Origin of the sequence: Pseudonocardia sp., from assembly GCF_035305885.1 — a bacterium.
Taxonomy (GTDB): Bacteria; Actinomycetota; Actinomycetes; order Mycobacteriales; family Pseudonocardiaceae; genus Pseudonocardia.
On sequence record NZ_DATGOP010000152.1, the window covers coordinates 201,049 to 219,714 of the forward strand.

Consider the following 18,666-nt stretch of genomic DNA (forward strand, 5'->3'; position numbering starts at 1 on the left):
TTTAAAGCCCGTCCGGTGAGGCGGGGAAGGAGAATCTCTGTGGCGGAGCACCGCCGCGGGGACCCGGCAGGCGAGAGCGCTCCCGCCCGGGAGCTGCTCGGCGCTGCCGACGTCGCCCGCACCATCAGGCGCATCGCGCACCAGATCATCGAGAAGACGGCCACCGGGCCGGGCGGCCTGGCCGACGTCGTGCTGATCGGCATCCCCACCCGCGGCGTGGTGCTCGCGCGGCGGCTCGCCGCGGCGATCGCCGAGTTCGAGGGCACGCCGATCCGCGTCGGCGCGGTCGACCCCACCCTGTACCGCGACGACCTGCGCCGCCGCCCGGCCCGCGCGCTGGAGGACACCGCCGTGCCCGAGGGAGGGCTCGACGACGCGCTCGTCGTGCTCGTCGACGACGTGCTGATGTCCGGCCGCACGGTCCGCGCCGCGCTCGACGCGCTCGGCGACCACGGGCGCCCGCGCGCGGTGCAGCTCGCGGTTCTGGTCGACCGCGGGCACCGCGAGCTGCCGATCCGCGCCGACTACGTGGGCAAGAACGTGCCCACCGCCCGCGACGAGCAGGTGCTGGTGCTGCTGGAGGAGATCGACGGGACCGACGCGGTGCGGCTGCGGAAGGCGGTGCAGCCGTGAAGCACCTGCTCTCGGTCACCGACCTCGACGCCGCCTCCGCGACCGGCCTGCTCGACACCGCCGACCGGCTCAAGCAGGCGCTGCTGGGCCGCGAGGTGCGCAAGCTGCCGACCCTGCGCGGCCGCACCGTGATCACGATGTTCTACGAGAACTCCACCCGCACCCGGGTGTCGTTCGAGGTCGCGGGCAAGTGGATGAGCGCCGACACGGTCAACGTCAGCGCCTCGGGGTCCTCGGTCGGCAAGGGCGAGTCGCTGCGCGACACCGCGCTCACGCTCTCGGCCGTCGGCGCCGACTGCGTGATCGTGCGGCACCCCGCCTCCGGCGCGGCGCACCGGCTGGCCGGCTGGGTCGACCGGGACGCGGCCAAGACCGGCACCCACACCTCGATCGTCAACGCGGGTGACGGCACCCACGAGCACCCCACCCAGGCCCTGCTGGACGCGGCGACCCTGCGTGACCGGCTCGGCGGCATCGCCGGGCGGCGGGTCGGGATCGTCGGCGACGTGCTGCACAGCCGGGTCGCGCGCTCCAACGTCTTCCTGCTGGCGACGCTCGGCGCCGAGGTGGTGCTGGTCGCGCCGCCCACGCTGCTGCCGGTCGGCGTGGAGCAGTGGCCGTGCCGGGTGAGCCACGAACTGGACGCCGAGCTGCCCGGCCTGGACGCGGTGATGATGCTGCGGGTGCAGGCCGAGCGGATGCACGGCGCCTTCTTCCCGTCGGCGCGCGAGTACGCGATCGGCTACGGCCTCACCGAGGAGCGCGCGCGGCTGCTGCCCGACCACGCCGTGGTCATGCACCCCGGCCCGATGGTGCGCGGCATGGAGATCGCGCCCGCGGTCGCCGACAGCCCGGCCTCGACGATCCTGGCGCAGGTCGCCAACGGCGTGCACGTGCGCATGGCCGTGCTGTACCACCTGCTGGCCGGAGCCCCCGAATGAGCCGGCGGCGTGCTCCGGAGAAGTTCAGGAAAGCCACATTCACGAACCTGGAGGGCAGGAAAGCCACATTCCTGAACCTCGGCGGAGGCTCTCATGACTGACCTGCTGATCACGAACGCGCGGCCGTACGGGGAGGACGCCGTCGACCTGCTCGTCCGCGACGGCGTGGTGACCGACATCGGCGCCGGCCTCGAGCGGCCCGACGGCGTCGAGGTCCTCGACGCGGCGGGCGGCGTGCTGCTGCCGGGGTTCGTCGACCTGCACACCCACCTCCGCGAGCCCGGCGGCGAGGAGTCCGAGACCATCGAGACCGGCTCCCGCGCCGCAGCGCGCGGCGGCTACACCGCCGTCTTCGCGATGCCCAACACCGACCCCGTCGCCGACACCGCGGTCGTCGTGGAGCACGTGCGCCGCCGCGGCGAGGAGGTCGGCCTGGTCGACGTGCACCCCGTCGGTGCGGTCACGGTCGGGCTCGAGGGCGTCAAGATGGCCGAGCTCGGCACGATGGCGCGCTCCCGCGCCCAGGTGCGGATGTTCTCCGACGACGGCCGCTGCGTGCACGACCCGGTGATCATGCGGCGCGCGCTGGAGTACGCCTCCGCCCTCGACGTCGTGATCGCCCAGCACGCCGAGGACCACCGGCTCACCGTCGGCGCCCAGGCCCACGAGGGCGTGGTCGCGTCCCGGCTGGGCCTCGCCGGGTGGCCGGCCGCCGCCGAGGAGACGATCGTGGCCCGCGACTGCGCGCTGGCCCGCGACGCCGGGGCGGCGCTGCACGTCTGCCACGTCTCGTCCGCGCGCACCGTCGAGGTGCTGCGGGCGGCGAAGGCGCGGGGCGTGCGGGTGTCGGCCGAGGTCACGCCGCACCACCTGCTGCTCACCGACGCGGCGATCGCGAGCTACGACCCGGTCAACAAGGTCAACCCGCCCCTGCGCACCGGCGAGGACACCAAGGCGATGCGCGCGGCGCTGGCCGAGGGCGTCATCGACGTGGTCGCCACCGACCACGCCCCGCACGCCGCCCAGTACAAGGACACGGAGTGGGCCGCGGCCAAGCCCGGGATGCTGGGGCTGGAGACGGCGCTCTCCGTCGTGGTGCACACCATGGTCGAGCCCGGCCTGCTGGACTGGCGCGGCGTCGCCCGCGTGATGTCGGAGCGGCCGGCGCAGATCGCGGGCCTTGCCGACCAGGGGCGGCCGATCGCGGTCGGCGAGCCCGCCACGTTCGCCGTCGTCGACCCGGACGCGGTGTGGACCGTGCGCGGCGCGGCGATGGCGAGCAAGGCCACCAACACCCCCTTCGAGGGGATGCGACTGCCCGCCGCGGTGACGGCCACCGTCCTGCGCGGGCGGATCACGGCGAGGAACGAGGAGGTGCGGGCGTGACGGCGGTTCTCGTCCTCGAGGACGGACGGATCTTCCGCGGCGAGGCCTACGGCGCCCGCGGCCAGGGGCTCGGCGAGGCGGTGTTCACCACCGGCATGACCGGCTACCAGGAGACCCTCACCGACCCCAGCTACCACCGCCAGATCGTGGTGCAGACCGCGCCGCAGATCGGCAACACCGGCTGGAACGACGAGGACGACGAGTCCCGCGGCATCCAGGTGGCCGGCTACGCGGTGCGCGACCCCGCCCGCACGCCCTCGAACTGGCGCTCGCGCCGCTCGCTCGAGGACGCGCTGCGCGAACAGGGCGTCGTCGCGATCTCCGGCATCGACACCCGCGCCGTGGTGCGCCACCTGCGCGAGCGCGGCGCCATGCGGGCGGGCGTGTTCTCCGGCGACGCACTGGCCCCCGACGCCGAGCTGCTCGAGCGGGTGCTCGCGAGCCCGCCGATGGAGGGCGCCGACCTCTACGGCGCGGTGACCACCCCCGAGCCCTACGTCGTGCCCGCGGTCGGGGAACGCCGGTTCCGGGTGGCCGCGCTCGACGTGGGGATCAAGTACAACACCCCGCGGATGATGGCCGCCCGCGGCATCGAGGTGCACGTGCTGCCCGCCCACACCCCGATCGAGCAGATCGACGACCTCGCCCCGGACGGGTTCTTCATCGCCAACGGGCCCGGCGACCCGGCCACCGCCGACGTCCCGGTGGAGCTGACCAGGCAGGTGCTCGCCCGGCGGATCCCGACGTTCGGGATCTGCTTCGGCAACCAGATCCTCGCCCGTGCGCTCGGCCGCGGCACCTACAAGCTGCGCTACGGCCACCGCGGCATCAACATCCCGGTGGTCGAGCACGCCACCGGCCGGGTGGCGATCACCTCGCAGAACCACGGGTTCGCCGTCGAGGGCGAGGCGGGGGAGCGGTTCGACACCCCGTTCGGCCCCGCCGAGATCACCCACACCTGCCCGAACGACGGCTGCGTGGAGGGCCTGCGCGCGGTGGACGTGCCCGCGTTCAGCGTGCAGTACCACCCCGAGGCCGCCGCGGGCCCGCACGACGCGCAGGACCTGTTCGACCGGTTCGTCGAGCTCATGGACGGGAGCAACAGCTGATGCCCAGGCGCGACGACATCCGGCACGTGCTGGTGATCGGCTCCGGGCCGATCGTCATCGGCCAGGCCGCCGAGTTCGACTACTCCGGCACGCAGGCCTGCCGCGTGCTGCGGTCCGAGGGCATCCGCGTCTCGCTGGTGAACTCGAACCCGGCCACGATCATGACCGACCCCGAGTTCGCCGACGCCACCTACGTCGAGCCGGTCACGCCCGAGTTCCTGGAGCAGGTGATCGCCGCGGAGCGGCCGGACGCGATCCTGCCCACCCTGGGCGGGCAGACCGCGCTCAACGCCGCGGTCGCCCTGCACGAGCAGGGGGTGCTGGAGCGCTACGGCGTCGAGCTGATCGGCGCCGACATCGAGGCCATCCAGCGCGGCGAGGACCGGCTCAAGTTCAAGGAGATCGTGCAGTCGGTCGGCGGCGACGTGCCGCGCAGCGCGGTCTGCCACTCGATGGAGGAGGTGCGGGCGGCCGTCGCCGAGCTGGGCCTCCCGGTCGTCATCCGCCCCTCGTTCACGATGGGCGGCCTCGGCTCCGGCATGGCGCACACCCCGGAGGAGCTGGAGCGGCTCGCCGGCACCGGGCTCGCCGCCTCGCCGGTCACCGAGGTCCTCATCGAGGAGTCGGTGCTCGGGTGGAAGGAGTACGAGCTCGAGCTGATGCGCGACCGCAACGACAACGTCGTGGTCGTCTGCTCGATCGAGAACCTCGACCCGATGGGCGTCCACACCGGCGACTCGATCACCGTCGCCCCGGCGATGACGCTCACCGACCGCGAGTACCAGCACATGCGCGACGTCGGCATCGCCGTGCTGCGCGCGGTCGGGGTGGACACCGGCGGCTGCAACATCCAGTTCGCGGTGCACCCGAGGACCGGCCGGCTCGTCGTCATCGAGATGAACCCGCGGGTGTCGCGGTCCTCGGCGCTCGCGTCGAAGGCCACCGGGTTCCCCATCGCGAAGATCGCCGCCCGGCTGGCGATCGGCTACACGCTCGACGAGATCCGCAACGACATCACCGGCGAGACCCCGGCCGCGTTCGAGCCGACGCTCGACTACGTCGTGGTGAAGGTGCCCCGGTTCGCGTTCGAGAAGTTCCCCGGCGCCGACCCCGAGCTCACCACCACGATGAAGAGCGTCGGCGAGGTGATGGCGCTCGGCCGCTCGTTCCCCGAGGCGCTCGGCAAGGCGCTGCGGTCGCTGGAGACCTCGCGCGTCGGGTTCTGGACCACGCCCGACCCCGACGGCGAGCCGGACGTCGCCGCGAGCCGGGACGGGCGGATCTACGCCGTCGAGCGGGCGCTGCGGATGGGCCGCAGCGTCGCCGAGGTCGCCGCGGAGTCGGGCATCGACCCGTGGTTCGTCGACCAGGTGGCGGCGCTCACCGAGCTGCGCCAGGAGATCGTCGACGCCCCGGTGCTCGACGCGCCCCTGCTGCGGCGGGCGAAGCGGGCGGGGCTGTCGGACCGGCAGCTCGCGGCGCTGCGCCCGGAGCTGGCCGGCGAGGACGGGGTGCGCGCCCTGCGGCACCGGCTCGGCATCCGGCCGGTCTACAAGACGGTCGACACCTGCGCGGCCGAGTTCGCCGCGAAGACGCCGTACCACTACAGCGCCTACGAGACCGACCCCGCCGCGGAGTCGGAGATCGCGCCGCAGACCGAGAAGCCGAAGGTGATCATCCTCGGCTCCGGGCCGAACCGCATCGGGCAGGGCATCGAGTTCGACTACTCCTGCGTGCACGCGGTCATGGCGTTGCGCGAGGCCGGGTTCGAGACCGTCATGGTCAACTGCAACCCGGAGACCGTCTCCACCGACTACGACACGGCCGACCGGCTCTACTTCGAGCCGCTGACCTTCGAGGACGTCCTCGAGGTGGTGCACGCCGAGCAGCGGTCCGGCACCGTCGCGGGCGTCATCGTGCAGCTGGGCGGGCAGACCCCGCTCGGGCTCGCGCAGCGGCTCACCGCGGCCGGGGTGCCCGTGGTCGGCACGTCCGCGGCGGCGATCGACCTCGCCGAGGACCGCGGCGCCTTCGGCGAGGTGCTGCGCAAGGCGGGCCTGCCCGCGCCCGCGTTCGGCATGGCCACGTCGTTCGACGAGGCGCGCGCGATCGCGGCGCGCATCGGCTACCCGGTGCTGGTGCGCCCGTCGTACGTGCTCGGCGGGCGGGGCATGGAGATCGTCTACGACGACGAGACCCTCGCCGGCTACATCTCGCGCGCCACCGCGATCAGCGAGGAGCGGCCGGTGCTCGTCGACCGGTTCCTCGACGACGCCATCGAGATCGACGTCGACGCGCTGTGCGACGGCCACGAGGTGTTCATCGGCGGCGTCATGGAGCACATCGAGGAGGCCGGGGTGCACTCCGGCGACTCCTCGTGCGCCCTGCCGCCGATCACCCTGGGCCGCTCCGTGCTGGAGCGGGTGCGCCGCTCCACCGAGGCGATCGCCCACGGCGTCGGCGTCCGCGGGCTGCTCAACGTGCAGTACGCCCTGCACGGGGAGACGCTCTACGTCCTGGAGGCCAACCCGCGGGCCTCCCGCACGGTCCCGTTCGTCTCCAAGGCCACCGCGGTGCCGCTGGCCAAGGCGGCGGCGCGGATCATGATGGGCGCCACGATCGCCGAGCTGCGCGCCGAGGGCATGCTCCCGGCCACCGGCGACGGCGGGGAGCTGCCGCCGGACGCGCCGATCGCGGTCAAGGAGGCGGTGCTGCCGTTCCACCGGTTCCGCACCGTCGACGGCCACGGTGTCGACCCGCTGCTCGGGCCGGAGATGAAGTCCACCGGCGAGGTCATGGGCTTCGACGGCTCGTTCGGCGCGGCGTTCGCGAAGTCGCAGGCCGGGGCGTACGGGTCGCTGCCCACGTCCGGGAAGGTGTTCGTGTCGATCGCCGACCGGGACAAGCGCGCGATGGTGTTCCCGGTGCTGCGGCTCGCCGACCTCGGCTTCGAGGTGCTCGCCACCGCGGGCACGGCCGACGTGCTGCGCCGCCACGGCGTCTCCGCCACGGTGGTGCGCAAGCACTACGAGGGCGGCGAGACGATCGTCGACCGGATCCTGGCCGGGGACGTCGACCTGATCATCAACACCCCGTACGGCAACGCCGGGCCCCGCGTGGACGGCTACGAGATCCGCTCCGCGGCGGTGGCCCGCGGGATCCCGTGCATCACCACGGTGCAGGGCGCCGGGGCGGCGGTGCAGGGCATCGAGGCGATGAAGGCGGGCCGCATCGGCGTCCGCTCGCTGCAGGACGCCCACGCGAGCCTGCAGAAGGCCCGCTCGTGACGGCGGCGTTCGGGCAGCGCCTCGTGCGCGCGGTGGCCGACCTCGGGCCGCTCTGCGCCGGCATCGACCCGCACCCGGGCCTGCTCGCCGCGTGGGGGCTGACCGACGACGGCGACGGGCTCGCCCGGTTCGCGCAGGCCTGCGCCGAGGCGTTCGCCGGGACGGTGGCCGTGGTGAAGCCGCAGTCGGCGTTCTTCGAGCGGCACGGCTCGCGCGGCATCGCGGTGCTCGAGGAGCTGCTGTCGGCGTTCGCCGGCACCCCGACGCTCACGATCCTCGACGTCAAGCGCGGCGACATCGGCTCGACCATGGACGGCTACGCCGACGCCTACCTCGGGGTGGGGGCGCCGCTGGGCGCCGACGCGGTGACGCTCTCGCCGTACCTCGGGTTCGGGTCGCTCACGGCCGCGCTCGACACCGCCGCCGACGCCGGGCGCGGGGCGTTCGTGCTCGCCCGCACCTCCAACCCGGAGGGCGCCGAGGTGCAGCTGGCGGAGTTCGGCGGGCGCTGCACGGCCCAGGCCGTGGTGGACGCCGCCGCGGCCCGCAACGCCGGCGCCGAACCGCTCGGCGACGTCGGGGTGGTCGTCGGCGCCACCCGCGAGCACGGGCTCGACCTGTCCGCCGTGAACGGCCCGGTGCTCGCGCCGGGCCTCGGTGCCCAGGGCGCGGCCCCCGCGGACATCCCCGGGATCTTCGCGGGCCTGCGGGGCATCGTCCTGCCCGCGGCCGCCCGCTCCGTGCTGAAGGCCGGCCCGGACGTCGCCGCCCTGCGGGCGGCGGCGGAGTCGCTGCGCGACGAGCTGGCGGCCCTGGAGTAGCCCGCCCGCACGCGGTGAGACCGCCTCCCGGCGGCGCCGCGCGCCCCGCTGGGCAGGCCCTCGGGCTGCCCGCGAAGCCTGCCGTTGGGGGCCGCAGAGGCTCGCAGGTCGAGGGTCGCGACGCGATCGCGTAGCGACGCCAAGCGCCCTCGACCTGCGAGGAGCGACCCGGCACACCGCGCGGCGCCACCAGGAGGCCGCGCGGGGGATGCACCCGGGCGGCCGGCCGTCCGACGCAAGGCCGTCGCGGTTGCGCGGGATCCGCTCGTGCGGCCCGCGACCGCCGCCTGGCCCGTGCTCGACGGCCGGTTCGGGCAGGCGCCCGATCGTCGTGCGCCCACGAGCGCCGACCGTGCGCCCGGCGCGCCCCGGCCCCGGCACCGTGCCGCGGATCACCGAACTGATCATTCGTCGCGCCGGAGCACCCGCCGACAGCGGGTCGGCGCAGCTCGGCGCGCCCGCACGACTGATCGGCGCGGCCGCCCACGGGCCCGCGGTTCGGGCGAATCCGACGATCGGGTGGTCCGCAGGGGCGCGGGTACGGTGGCGAGCGGGGCGACGGTCGTTCCGGTGCGCCGAGTGGGCGGGTTGAATCCACGATCGGGCGCATTCCCGTGGTATCACCCGTACGGGTGGGCCCCGAGGGAGAACCGGCAGGTGGACCCCCGTTTCCCCTTCCCGGCCGGGCGTGAGTACGTTCGGTGGGAGCCGCGGGCCGGGGCCCGCGACGGTGGTGAGGATGCGCCTGGATTGCAGGCCGCACGGAGAAAGACGGAGGAGACCGTGGCCCTTCCCCAGCTGACCGAGGAACAGCGTGCTGCCGCCCTGGAGAAGGCGGCTGCGGCGCGCCGGGCTCGGGCCGAGCTGAAGGACCGGCTGAAGCGCGGAGGGACGACCATCGGGGAAGTCCTGAAGCAGTCGGAGTCCGACGAGGTGCTGGGCAAGATGAAGGTCTCGGCCCTGCTCGAGGCCATGCCGGGCGTCGGCAAGGTCCGGGCGGCTCAGATCATGGAGCGCCTGGAGATCGCGCCGTCGCGCCGGCTGCGCGGGCTGGGCGAGCGGCAGCGCAAGGCGCTGCTTGCCGACTTCGAGTCCTGACGAACGCGCTGGTTCGGGCTCTGGAAGACTGAGCAGCGTGTCGGAAGGCGTACGGAGGGGTCGGCTGGTGGTACTGGCCGGCCCCTCCGGCGTCGGCAAGTCCAGCGTGGTCAACGCGCTGCGCAGCCGGCTGCCGGAGATGTACTTCAGCGTGTCGGTCACGACGCGCGCACCCCGCCCGGGCGAGGTCGACGGGGTGCACTACCACTTCGTCGACCCCGCCCGTTTCGACGAGCTCATCGCCCGCGGCGAGCTGCTGGAGTGGGCGGAGATCCACGGTGGCCTGCAACGGTCCGGCACGCCGCGCGAGCCGGTGGAGCGGGCCCTCGTCGAGGGGCGTCCGGTGCTCGTCGAGGTCGACCTCGCCGGTGCCCGCACCATCAAGGCCGTCCTGCCCGAGGCGGTCACCGTGTTCCTCGCGCCGCCGTCGCTCGCCGAGCTGGAGCGGCGGCTGCGCGAGCGGGGCACCGAGTCCGAAGCCCAGTTCCGCCGTCGCCTGCAGACCGCCCGCGAGGAGCTCGCGGCCAGCGACGAGTTCGACGTGGTCATCGTCAACGCCGACCTGCAGGACGTCGTGTCCCGGTTGGTAGAATTGCTGGTCGGCGCGGGTGATCCCGCGGTACGGCCGTTCCCCCAGGAGTCTTCTTCGTGAGCATGCCGATGACCGGTTCAGTCGCCGGTTCCACCCCCGAGGGCATCACCAACCCGCCCATCGACGACCTGCTCGACAAGGTCAGCTCGAAGTACGCGCTGGTGATCTACGCCGCCAAGCGCGCCCGCCAGATCAACGACTACTACTCGCAGCTCGGCGAGGGCCTGCTGGAGTACGTCGGCCCGCTCGTCGAGCCGGGTCCGCGCGAGAAGCCGCTGTCGATCGCCATGCGCGAGATCCAGGCCGGGCTGCTCGAGCACACCGAGGGCGAGTAGTGCCCGGCCCCCGGGTCCTGTTGGGTGTCGCCGGGGGCATCGCCGCCTACAAGAGCGCCGAGCTGCTGCGCCGGCTCACCGAGACCGGGCACTCCGTGCGGGTGCTCCCGACGGCCTCGGCGCTGGAGTTCGTCGGCGCCGCGACGTTCGAGGCCCTGTCCGGGCAACCGGTGCACACCGGGGTCTTCGCCGACGTCCCGGAAGTGCCGCACGTGCGGCTCGGCAAGGAGGCCGACCTCGTCGTCGTCGCCCCGGCCACCGCCGACCTGATCGCGCGCGCCGCGGCCGGCCGCGCCGACGACCTGCTCACCGCGTCCCTGCTCACCGCCCGGTGCCCGGTGCTGTTCGCGCCGGCCATGCACACCGAGATGTGGGAGCACCCGGCCACGCGCGCCAACGTGGAATTGCTGCGCTCCCGCGGCGTGGTCGTCATGGAGCCCGCTTCCGGCCGGCTGACCGGCGCCGACACCGGCCCGGGTCGGCTGCCCGAGCCGGCCGAGATCGCCGAGCTGGCCCGGCTGCTGCTCGAACGCGGCGACGCGCTGCCCCGCGATCTGGAGGGCCGCCGCGTCGTCGTCTCCGCGGGCGGCACGCGCGAGGCCCTCGACCCGGTGCGCTACCTCGGCAACCGCTCGTCGGGCCGCCAGGGCTACGCGCTCGCGCGGGTCGCGGCGCAGCGGGGCGCCCAGGTCACGCTCGTGGCCGCGCACACGGCCGACCTCGGCGACCCGGCCGCGGTCGAGGTGGTGCGGGTCGGGTCGGCGCTCGAGCTGCGCGACGCGATGCACGCCGCCGCCAAGGGCGCGGACGCGGTGGTGATGGCCGCCGCCGTGGCCGACTTCCGGCCGGAGGCGCTGGCCGAGCACAAGATCAAGAAGGACGGGTCGGAGCCGCCGCCGCTGCGGCTCGCGCTCAACCCGGACATCCTCGTCGAGCTGGTCGCCGCGCGGGAGCCGGGGCAGGTGGTGGTCGGTTTCGCCGCCGAGACCGGGGACGAGACCGGCGACCCGCTGCACCACGGCCGCGCGAAGCTCGCCCGCAAGGGCTGCGACCTGCTGGTGGTCAACGCCGTCGGCGACGGGCGGGCGTTCGAGGTGCCCGACAACGCGGGGTGGCTGCTGGGCGCCGACGGCAGCGAACAGGAGCTCGAACCGGGCTCCAAGGCCCTGCTGGCGTCCCGGGTGTGGGACGCGGTGGCCGCCCGCCTGGCCTGAGGCGCCTGGCGCGGGCGGCCGCGGAACGCGAGGTGGTGACCGCGGGGCGGGCGCAGCGAGCGGGTCCGGGGACACCCGGCGCAGCCCGCCCCGCGGAGCACCGGCCCCGCCTCAGCGGAACAGGCCGCCGAGACCCCCCGAGCGGGGCGCGTGCACGCGGCTCGTGTCCTCGGAGTCGTCGGACTCCTCCTCGGACGAGTCGGCCGCCGTCGAGTCCTCGTCCTCGCTCTCCTCCGAGCTGCTGTCGCTCGCGCTGCTGTCCTGCGAGCCCCTGCTCTGCGAACCGCTGCTGTCGGACCCGCTGTCGGACCCGCTGCCCCGGGAGCTGCTGCGCTCGGAGCTGCTGTCGCTGCTGCGGCTGCCCTGGCGCTCGGAGCGGCTGCTGTCGTCGGAGTCGTCGGTCGAGCGACGGGACCGGCGGTCGGAGCTCGAGCTGTCGTCGTCGGAGTCGGTGTTGCGCGCGGCGGGGGCCGGCGCGCGCCCGTTCACGGAGATGTACTCCTGCGCGGCCCAGCCGCCCATGTTGGTCAGCCGCAGGAACCCGTCGCGGGACTCACCGACCTTCACCGCCGTGCCCTCCTCGCACAGGGCGACGATCCGGGAGGAGGTGCTGGGCTCCGCGCGCACGTTGACGTTCTTGGTGCAGCGGCCCGGCTGCTCGGCACCGGGCGTCGCGGTGGCGGTCCCGGAGAGCAGGGCGACGACGGCGGTCGCGCTGACCGCGACCACCGCACCCACGGCAGCGGTCGCGCGGCCGGGTCGGTCGAACAACGACGTGGGGGCCTTCATGATCAGGTGTCCTCCGTAGAAGTGGGCCTTCGCAGGGGACCAACGAGCGTTTCCGTTACCGATTCGCTACCCAGCGCAACATCACCGGATGGATTGACGAGTCCGGGGCGTGTCGTGCACGACGTGACGTTGCGTGCTCGTCGAGCGACCTACCCGCTGCCCCGTGCCCCGGTCGGCGCGTCGACTACGCTCGCGGTTCGAACACCGGGTGGCGTGGGACCCGGGTGGAATTCCGAAGTGAGATGCGGACGGAGTGGGCGTGGCGACACCAGGGCGGCGGCTGTTCACCAGCGAGTCGGTGACCGAGGGTCACCCCGACAAGATGTGCGACGCCATCAGCGACACCATCCTCGATGCGCTGCTGGCGCAGGACCCGCGGAGCCGGGTCGCGGTGGAGACGCTCGTGACCACCGGGCAGGTGCACGTGGCGGGCGAGGTCACCACCAGCGCCTACGCCGACATCCCCACGCTCGTGCGGGACAAGGTCCTCGAGATCGGCTACGACTCGTCGGCCAAGGGCTTCGACGGCGCCTCCTGCGGCGTCAACGTCGCGATCGGCGCCCAGAGCGCGGACATCGCGCAGGGCGTCGACACCGCCTACGAGACCCGGGTCGAGGCGGCGGAGGACGAGATCGCCCGCCAGGGCGCGGGCGACCAGGGCCTGATGTTCGGCTACGCCAACACCGACACCCCGGAGCTGATGCCGCTGCCGATCGCGGTCGCGCACCGGCTGGCCCGCCGCCTCACCGCGGCCCGCAAGTCCGGCCTCCTGCCGTACCTGCGCCCGGACGGCAAGACGCAGGTCACGATCGAGTACGACGGCGACAAGGCGGTCCGGCTGGACACGGTGGTCGTGTCCACCCAGCACGCCGCCGACATCGACATCGACGGCCTGCTCACGCCCGACATCCGCGAGCACGTGGTCGGCCCGGAGGTCACCGACCTCGGCATCGACGTCTCCGACTTCCGGCTGCTGGTCAACCCGACGGGCCGGTTCGTCGTGGGCGGCCCGATGGGCGACGCGGGTCTGACCGGTCGCAAGATCATCGTCGACACCTACGGTGGCTTCGCCCGCCACGGCGGCGGTGCGTTCTCCGGCAAGGACCCGTCGAAGGTGGACCGCTCGGCGGCCTACGCCATGCGCTGGGTCGCGAAGAACGCGGTCGCGGCGGGCCTCGCCGAACGCCTCGAGGTGCAGGTGGCGTACGCGATCGGCAAGGCGGCCCCGGTGGGCCTGTTCGTCGAGACGTTCGGCACCGAGCGCGTCGACCCGCTCAAGATCCAGGCGGCGATCGCCGAGGTGTTCGACCTGCGCCCGGCCGCGATCATCCGCGACCTCGACCTGCTGCGGCCGATCTACGCCCAGACCGCGGCGTACGGGCACTTCGGGCGCACCGACATCGACCTGCCCTGGGAGCGCACCGACCGCGCCGCCGCGCTGAAGGCCGCGGCGGGCGCCTGACGCCGGCGTCGCCTCCAGGCTCGGGTGGGCGCCCGCGTGAGCACCGAGTGGTGAGCACCCTGACCCGACGGGGTCGCAACCGCGGTGAGTGGCAGCCCGCGGCCGAGCTGCCGGTCGCCCGGGTGGCCGTCGACGTGCCGCTCGCGCACCTGGACCGGCCCTTCGACTACCGCGTGCCCACGCACCTCGACGCCGAGGCGAAGCCGGGGGTGCGGGTGCGCGTGCGGTTCGCCGGGCGACTCGTCGACGGGTTCCTGCTCGAGCGGGTCGCCGAGTCCGGCCACACCGGTCGCCTCGCGTGGGTGGACAAGGTGGTCTCGGCCGAGCCGGTGCTCACGCCGGAGGTCGCGGCCCTGTGCCGGGCCGTGGCCGACCGGTACGCGGGCGTGCTCTACGACGTGCTGCGCCTCGCCGTACCGCCCCGGCACGCCCGGGTCGAGGCGGAGGCGCCGCCGCCGCGCGAGGCCGCGCCGCCCCCCGAGGTGCCCCGGGACGGGTGGTCCCGCTACGGCCGCGGGTCCGCGTTGCTCGACGCCCTCGCGGGCGGTCGGGCGGCGCACGCGGTCTGGCAGGCCCTGCCGGGGGAGGACTGGCCGCAGCGGCTCGCGGAGGCCGCCGCCGCGACGGTCACCGCCGGCCGCGGGGCGGTGATCGTGGTGCCGGACCAGCGCGACGTGGACGCCCTGCACGCGGCGTGCGCACGGCTGCTCGGCGCGGGCGCCGTGGTCGCGCTGACCGCGGACCTGGGGCCCGCCGAGCGGTACCGGCGCTGGCTCGCCGTCCGGCGGGGGCAGGTCGACGTGGTCGTCGGCACCCGGTCGGCGGCGTTCGCCCCGGTGCAGCGGCTCGGCCTGCTGGCCGTGTGGGACGACGGCGACGACCTGCACGCCGAGCCGCGCGCGCCGTACCCGCACGTGCGCGACGTGCTCGTGCTGCGCGCCCACGGGGTCGGCGCCGCGCTGCTGGTCGGCGGGTTCGCCCGCACCGCGGAGGCGCAGCTGCTCGTCGAGTCCGGCTGGGCCCGCGAGGTGGTGGCCGACCGGACGGCGGTCCGGGCCGCGATGCCGCGGGTCACCGCGGTCGGCGAGACCGACGCCCACCTCGTCCGCGATCCGCACGCGCGGGCGGCCCGGCTGCCGCACCTCGCGTTCGAGGTGGCCCGTTCGGCCCTCGCGGCGGGGCGCCCGGTGCTCGTGCAGGTGCCGCGCTCGGGGTACCTGCCGTGGCTCGCGTGCGGCTCCTGCCGGGAGACGGCCCGGTGCCGCCAGTGCGCGGGCCCGCTCGGTTTCACCGGCAGGCCCGCCGGGGACGCCGGCGGCGCCGAGCTGCCGCACTGCCGCTGGTGCGGGCGCCCGGAACCGGGGTTCCGCTGCCCCGGGTGCGGGTCGCGGCGGCTGCGGGCCGGGGTGGTGGGCGCCGGGCGCACCGCCGACGAGCTGGGGCGGGCCTTCCCCGGCACGACGGTCCGCGCGTCCGGGGGCGGGGCGCCGGTGCTCGCGGCCGCGGACCAGCGCCCGGAGCTGGTGGTCGCCACCCCGGGGGCGGAGCCGCGGGTGCCCGGGGGGTACGGCGCCGCCCTCCTGCTGGACGGGTGGGCGCTGCTGTCGCGGCCCGACCTGCGGGTGGCCGAGGAGACGCTGCGCCGCTGGCTCGCCGCGGCCGGGCTGGTGGTGCCGCACGGCGACGGGGGCCGGGTGGTCGTGATGGCCGACCCCGAGCTGCCCGTCGTGCAGGCCATGGTGCGCTGGGACCCGGCCGGGCACGCCGCGGCCGAGCTGGCGCAGCGGGCCGAGGTCGGCTTCCCGCCCGCGGTGCGCATGGCCGCCGTCGACGGCCCGCCCGCCGCGGTCGCCGAGGTCGTGGACGCGGTGCTCGGCGAGCTGCCGTCGGCGGAGGTGCTCGGGCCGGTCGAGCTGGAGCCGGAGCGGCCCGAACCCGGCCGGGAGGCCGACGGCGAGGTGCGGGAACGGGCGCTGGTGCGGGTGCCGCGCGAGCGGGGCAAGGTGCTGGCCGCCGCGCTGCACGCCGCGCAGGCGGTGCGCACCGCGCGCAAGGCCGCCGACCCGGTCCGCGTCCGCCTCGACCCCGTGGAGATCGGCTGAGTTCCGGCCGCGGGCCGCGTGGCAGAATCGGGGTCTCGCCGCCGCGCGCCCCGCTCCCGACACCCCTGATCGTCCGCGTGGCGCCCGTTGGAGGAAATGCGTGTCCGTCCTGCCCATCCGGTTGTTCGGTGATCCGGTGCTGCGCACCCGCGCCGAGGAGGTCACCACGTTCGACGCCGAGCTGCGCAAGCTCGTGGCCGACCTCACCGACACGATGAACGCCGAGGGAGGCGCCGGCCTCGCCGCCCCGCAGCTCGGGGTGGGCCTGCGCGTGTTCACCTACAACTGCGACGGCTTCTCCGGCCACCTGGTCAACCCCACGTGGGACGCGATCGGCGACGAGGACCAGGTCGGGCCGGAGGGGTGCCTGTCGATCCCCGGCCTGCGCTGGGACTGCCGCCGCCACCTGCACGTGGTCGCGCGGGGCTGGAACATGCACGGCGAGCCGGTCGTCGTCGAGGGCACCGAGCTGCTGGCCCGGTGCATCCAGCACGAGACCGACCACCTGGACGGCGTGCTGTTCGTCGACCGCCTCGACCCCGAGACCCGGCGGCGGGCGATGGCCGAGATCCGCGCCGCGGACTGGTTCGACGGCCAGGTGCCCGAGATCCGGGTGAGCCCGCACCCGCTGTTCGGGAAGGTCAGGTAGTGCGGCTCGTCTTCGCGGGCACCCCCGACGCCGCGGTTGTGACCCTGCGGGCGCTGCTCGACTCGCCGCGGCACGAGGTCGTCGCCGTGGTGACCCGCCCCGACGCGCCGGCGGGCCGCGGCCGCAAGCTCGTGCGCTCCCCGGTCGGACGGGTCGCCGACGAGGCGGGCATCCCGGTGCTCACCCCCGCCCGGCCGTCGGACCCGGACTTCCTCACGCGCCTCGCCGAGCTGGCCCCGGACTGCTGCCCGGTGGTCGCCTACGGCGCCCTCGTGCCCCGCAAGGCGCTCGACATCCCCAGGTACGGCTGGGTGAACCTGCACTTCTCGCTGCTGCCCGCCTGGCGCGGGGCCGCGCCGGTGCAGGCGGCGCTGCGCCACGGCGACGAGATCACCGGCGCCACCACGTTCCGGCTCGAGGAGGGGCTCGACACGGGGCCCGTCTACGGCGTCGTCACCGAACGGGTGCGCCCCACCGACACGGCGGGCGACCTGCTCGGCAGGCTCGCGGAGTCGGGCGCGCGGCTGATGGTCGCCACGCTCGACGGGATCGAGGACGGCACCCTCGAGGCCCGGCCGCAGCCGGCCGAGGGCGTCTCGCACGCCCCGAAGGTCACCGTCGCCGACGCCCGCGTCGACTGGACCGCCCCGCCGGTCGCCATCGACCGCCTGATCCGGTCGGTCACGCCCGAGCCCGGCGCGTGGACGACGTTCCGCGGCGAGCGGCTCGGCATCGGCCCGGTCACCCGGCCCGACGACGCCCCCGGGCTCGCGCCGGGGGAGCTGCGGGCGGAGAAGCGGCGCGTGCTCGTCGGCACCGGCGGCACGCCCCTGCAGCTGGGTGAGGTGCGGCCGGTGGGCAAGCGGGCCATGCCCGCGCCCGACTGGGCCCGCGGCGTGCGGATCGAGCCGGGGGAGCGGCTGACATGACGGGCACGGGCCCGCGCCGGGAGGGGCCGCGCCGCCCGCGGCGCGACCGCGGCGCCGGTGCCCGCCGGTCGGGGCCGCCGCGCGGCCGCCAGGGCCCGCCCCGCCCGCCCGAACCGGACCCGCCGCGGCTGGCCGCGCTCGAGCTGCTCACCGCGGTGCGCACCCGCAACGCCTACGCCAACCTCGCGCTCCCCGCGATCCTGCGCCGCTACCGGCTGCAGGGCCGCGACGCCGCGCTCGCCACCGAGCTGGGCTACGGCACGCTGCGCGCCCAGGGCCTGCTCGACGCCGTGATCGACGAGTGCACCGACCGCCCGCTGTCGAAGGTGGAGCCGGGCGTGCTCGACGCGCTGCGGCTGGGCGCCTACCAGCTGCTGCGCACCCGGATCCCGCCGCACGCCGCGGTCGCCACCACCGTCGAGCTGGTGCGCGCCGAGTCGGGCAGCCGGGTGGGCGGGTTCGTCAACGCCGTGCTGCGCCGGGTCGGCGAGCGCGACGAGCGGGCCTGGGTGGAGGCGCTCGCCCCGCCCGCCGACGAGGACCCGGTGGGCCGCGCCGCGTTCGCCCACTCCCACCCGCGCTGGATCGCCCAGGCCTTCGCCGACGCGCTCGGCCGCTCGCCCGACCCGGCCGCCGAGCTGGACGCCGCCCTCGCCGCCGACGACGCCCGCCCCGCCGTGCACCTGCTCGCGCGCCCCGGCGAGATCACCGCCACCGAGCTCGCGCTCGTCACCGGCGGCGAGGAGGCGCCGTATTCGCCCTACGGCGTGCACCTGCCGTCCGGCGGCGGCGACGTCGGCGAGATCGACGCCGTGGCCGAGGGGCTCGCGATCGTGCAGGACGAGGGCAGCCAGCTGGTGGCGCTCGCCCTCACCCGCGCCCCGCTGGACGGCGCCGACGGCGGCCGCTGGCTGGACCTGTGCGCGGGCCCCGGCGGCAAGGCGGCCCTGCTCGGCGGGCTCGTGGGCCTCGAGGGCGGCACGCTGGACGCCGTCGAGCCCAGCGAGCACCGCGCGGGCCTGGTCCGCCGGGCCACCGACGGGCTGCCCGTGACCGTCCACCAGGCCGACGGGCGCGCGGCGCCGCTGCCGGAGGCGGCCTACGACCGCGTGCTCGTCGACGCGCCGTGCACCGGCCTCGGGGCGCTGCGGCGCCGGCCGGAGGCCCGGTGGCGGCGCCGGCCGTCCGACGTCGCCGGGCTGACCGCGCTGCAGCGGGAGCTGCTCGCCGCCGCGCTGCGCCACGTGCGGCCCGGCGGGGGCGTCGCGTACGTGACCTGCTCGCCGCACCTGGCCGAGACCGTGGGCGTGCTCGCCGCC

16 protein-coding genes are annotated in these 18,666 nt (G+C 75.4%); 15 read left to right on the plus strand and 1 reads right to left on the minus strand.

What is annotated here, in order from left to right; all coding sequences use genetic code 11:
* Positions 1 to 39: 39 nt before the first annotated feature.
* The 10 genes from pyrR (at position 40) to coaBC (ending at position 11,416) form a co-directional block, all read left to right on the plus strand.
* Entirely contained in the window at positions 40 to 633 is a 594-nt protein-coding gene (gene pyrR / locus VKZ81_RS34645; protein ID WP_324245993.1) for a bifunctional pyr operon transcriptional regulator/uracil phosphoribosyltransferase PyrR, read from the plus strand.
* Complete coding sequence (locus tag VKZ81_RS34650; RefSeq protein WP_324245994.1) at positions 630 to 1,574, plus strand: aspartate carbamoyltransferase catalytic subunit; 945 nt, start codon at positions 630 to 632, stop codon at positions 1,572 to 1,574. The genes pyrR and VKZ81_RS34650 overlap by 4 nt, the downstream gene beginning before the upstream one ends.
* Before the next feature lie 93 nt (positions 1,575 to 1,667).
* Complete coding sequence (locus VKZ81_RS34655; protein WP_324245995.1) at positions 1,668 to 2,960, plus strand: dihydroorotase; 1,293 nt, start codon at positions 1,668 to 1,670, stop codon at positions 2,958 to 2,960.
* Positions 2,957 to 4,069, plus strand: coding sequence for a glutamine-hydrolyzing carbamoyl-phosphate synthase small subunit (gene carA / locus VKZ81_RS34660; RefSeq protein WP_324245996.1), 1,113 nt, complete (start codon positions 2,957 to 2,959; stop codon positions 4,067 to 4,069). Before VKZ81_RS34655 ends, carA begins: the two co-directional genes overlap by 4 nt.
* Positions 4,069 to 7,356 carry a carbamoyl-phosphate synthase large subunit gene (carB, locus tag VKZ81_RS34665; RefSeq protein WP_324245997.1) on the plus strand — a complete coding sequence of 1,096 codons (3,288 nt, stop codon included), beginning with the start codon at positions 4,069 to 4,071 and terminating at the stop codon, positions 7,354 to 7,356. The genes carA and carB overlap by 1 nt, the downstream gene beginning before the upstream one ends.
* Complete coding sequence (gene pyrF, locus VKZ81_RS34670) at positions 7,353 to 8,177, plus strand: orotidine-5'-phosphate decarboxylase (RefSeq protein WP_324245998.1); 825 nt, start codon at positions 7,353 to 7,355, stop codon at positions 8,175 to 8,177. Before carB ends, pyrF begins: the two co-directional genes overlap by 4 nt.
* A 783-nt stretch (positions 8,178 to 8,960) precedes the next feature.
* Positions 8,961 to 9,275 carry an integration host factor, actinobacterial type gene (gene mihF / locus VKZ81_RS34675; RefSeq protein WP_324245999.1) on the plus strand — a complete coding sequence of 105 codons (315 nt, stop codon included), beginning with the start codon at positions 8,961 to 8,963 and terminating at the stop codon, positions 9,273 to 9,275.
* A gap of 67 nt (positions 9,276 to 9,342) precedes the next feature.
* Positions 9,343 to 9,927, plus strand: a complete 585-nt coding sequence (gmk, locus tag VKZ81_RS34680) for a guanylate kinase (RefSeq protein ID WP_414709550.1) — start codon at positions 9,343 to 9,345, stop codon at positions 9,925 to 9,927.
* Between the two features lie 2 nt (positions 9,928 to 9,929).
* Positions 9,930 to 10,202, plus strand: coding sequence for a DNA-directed RNA polymerase subunit omega (gene rpoZ / locus VKZ81_RS34685; protein ID WP_324246000.1), 273 nt, complete (start codon positions 9,930 to 9,932; stop codon positions 10,200 to 10,202).
* Entirely contained in the window at positions 10,202 to 11,416 is a 1,215-nt protein-coding gene (coaBC, locus tag VKZ81_RS34690) for a bifunctional phosphopantothenoylcysteine decarboxylase/phosphopantothenate--cysteine ligase CoaBC (protein WP_324246001.1), read from the plus strand. The genes rpoZ and coaBC overlap by 1 nt, the downstream gene beginning before the upstream one ends.
* Positions 11,417 to 11,527: 111 nt before the next feature.
* On the opposite strand, the gene VKZ81_RS34695 is transcribed toward coaBC, so the two are convergent.
* Positions 11,528 to 12,205, minus strand: coding sequence for an SH3 domain-containing protein (locus VKZ81_RS34695; RefSeq protein ID WP_324246002.1), 678 nt, complete (start codon positions 12,203 to 12,205; stop codon positions 11,528 to 11,530).
* A 259-nt stretch (positions 12,206 to 12,464) separates the two neighbouring features.
* Here VKZ81_RS34695 and metK point away from each other — a divergent pair, with 259 nt between their 5' ends.
* From metK to VKZ81_RS34720, 5 genes are all read left to right on the plus strand, one after another.
* A complete protein-coding gene (metK, locus tag VKZ81_RS34700; RefSeq protein ID WP_324246003.1) occupies positions 12,465 to 13,667 on the plus strand; it encodes a methionine adenosyltransferase in 1,203 nt (400 codons plus the stop codon).
* A gap of 50 nt (positions 13,668 to 13,717) precedes the next feature.
* Entirely contained in the window at positions 13,718 to 15,769 is a 2,052-nt protein-coding gene (locus VKZ81_RS34705; protein WP_324246004.1) for a primosomal protein N', read from the plus strand.
* A 100-nt stretch (positions 15,770 to 15,869) separates the two neighbouring features.
* Entirely contained in the window at positions 15,870 to 16,418 is a 549-nt protein-coding gene (def, locus tag VKZ81_RS34710) for a peptide deformylase (protein ID WP_324246005.1), read from the plus strand.
* A complete protein-coding gene (gene fmt, locus VKZ81_RS34715) occupies positions 16,418 to 17,347 on the plus strand; it encodes a methionyl-tRNA formyltransferase (RefSeq protein ID WP_324246006.1) in 930 nt (309 codons plus the stop codon). Before def ends, fmt begins: the two co-directional genes overlap by 1 nt.
* On the plus strand, positions 17,344 to 18,666 hold a 1,323-nt coding region (locus tag VKZ81_RS34720; protein WP_324246007.1), incomplete at its 3' end, for an RsmB/NOP family class I SAM-dependent RNA methyltransferase. The genes fmt and VKZ81_RS34720, both read left to right, overlap by 4 nt.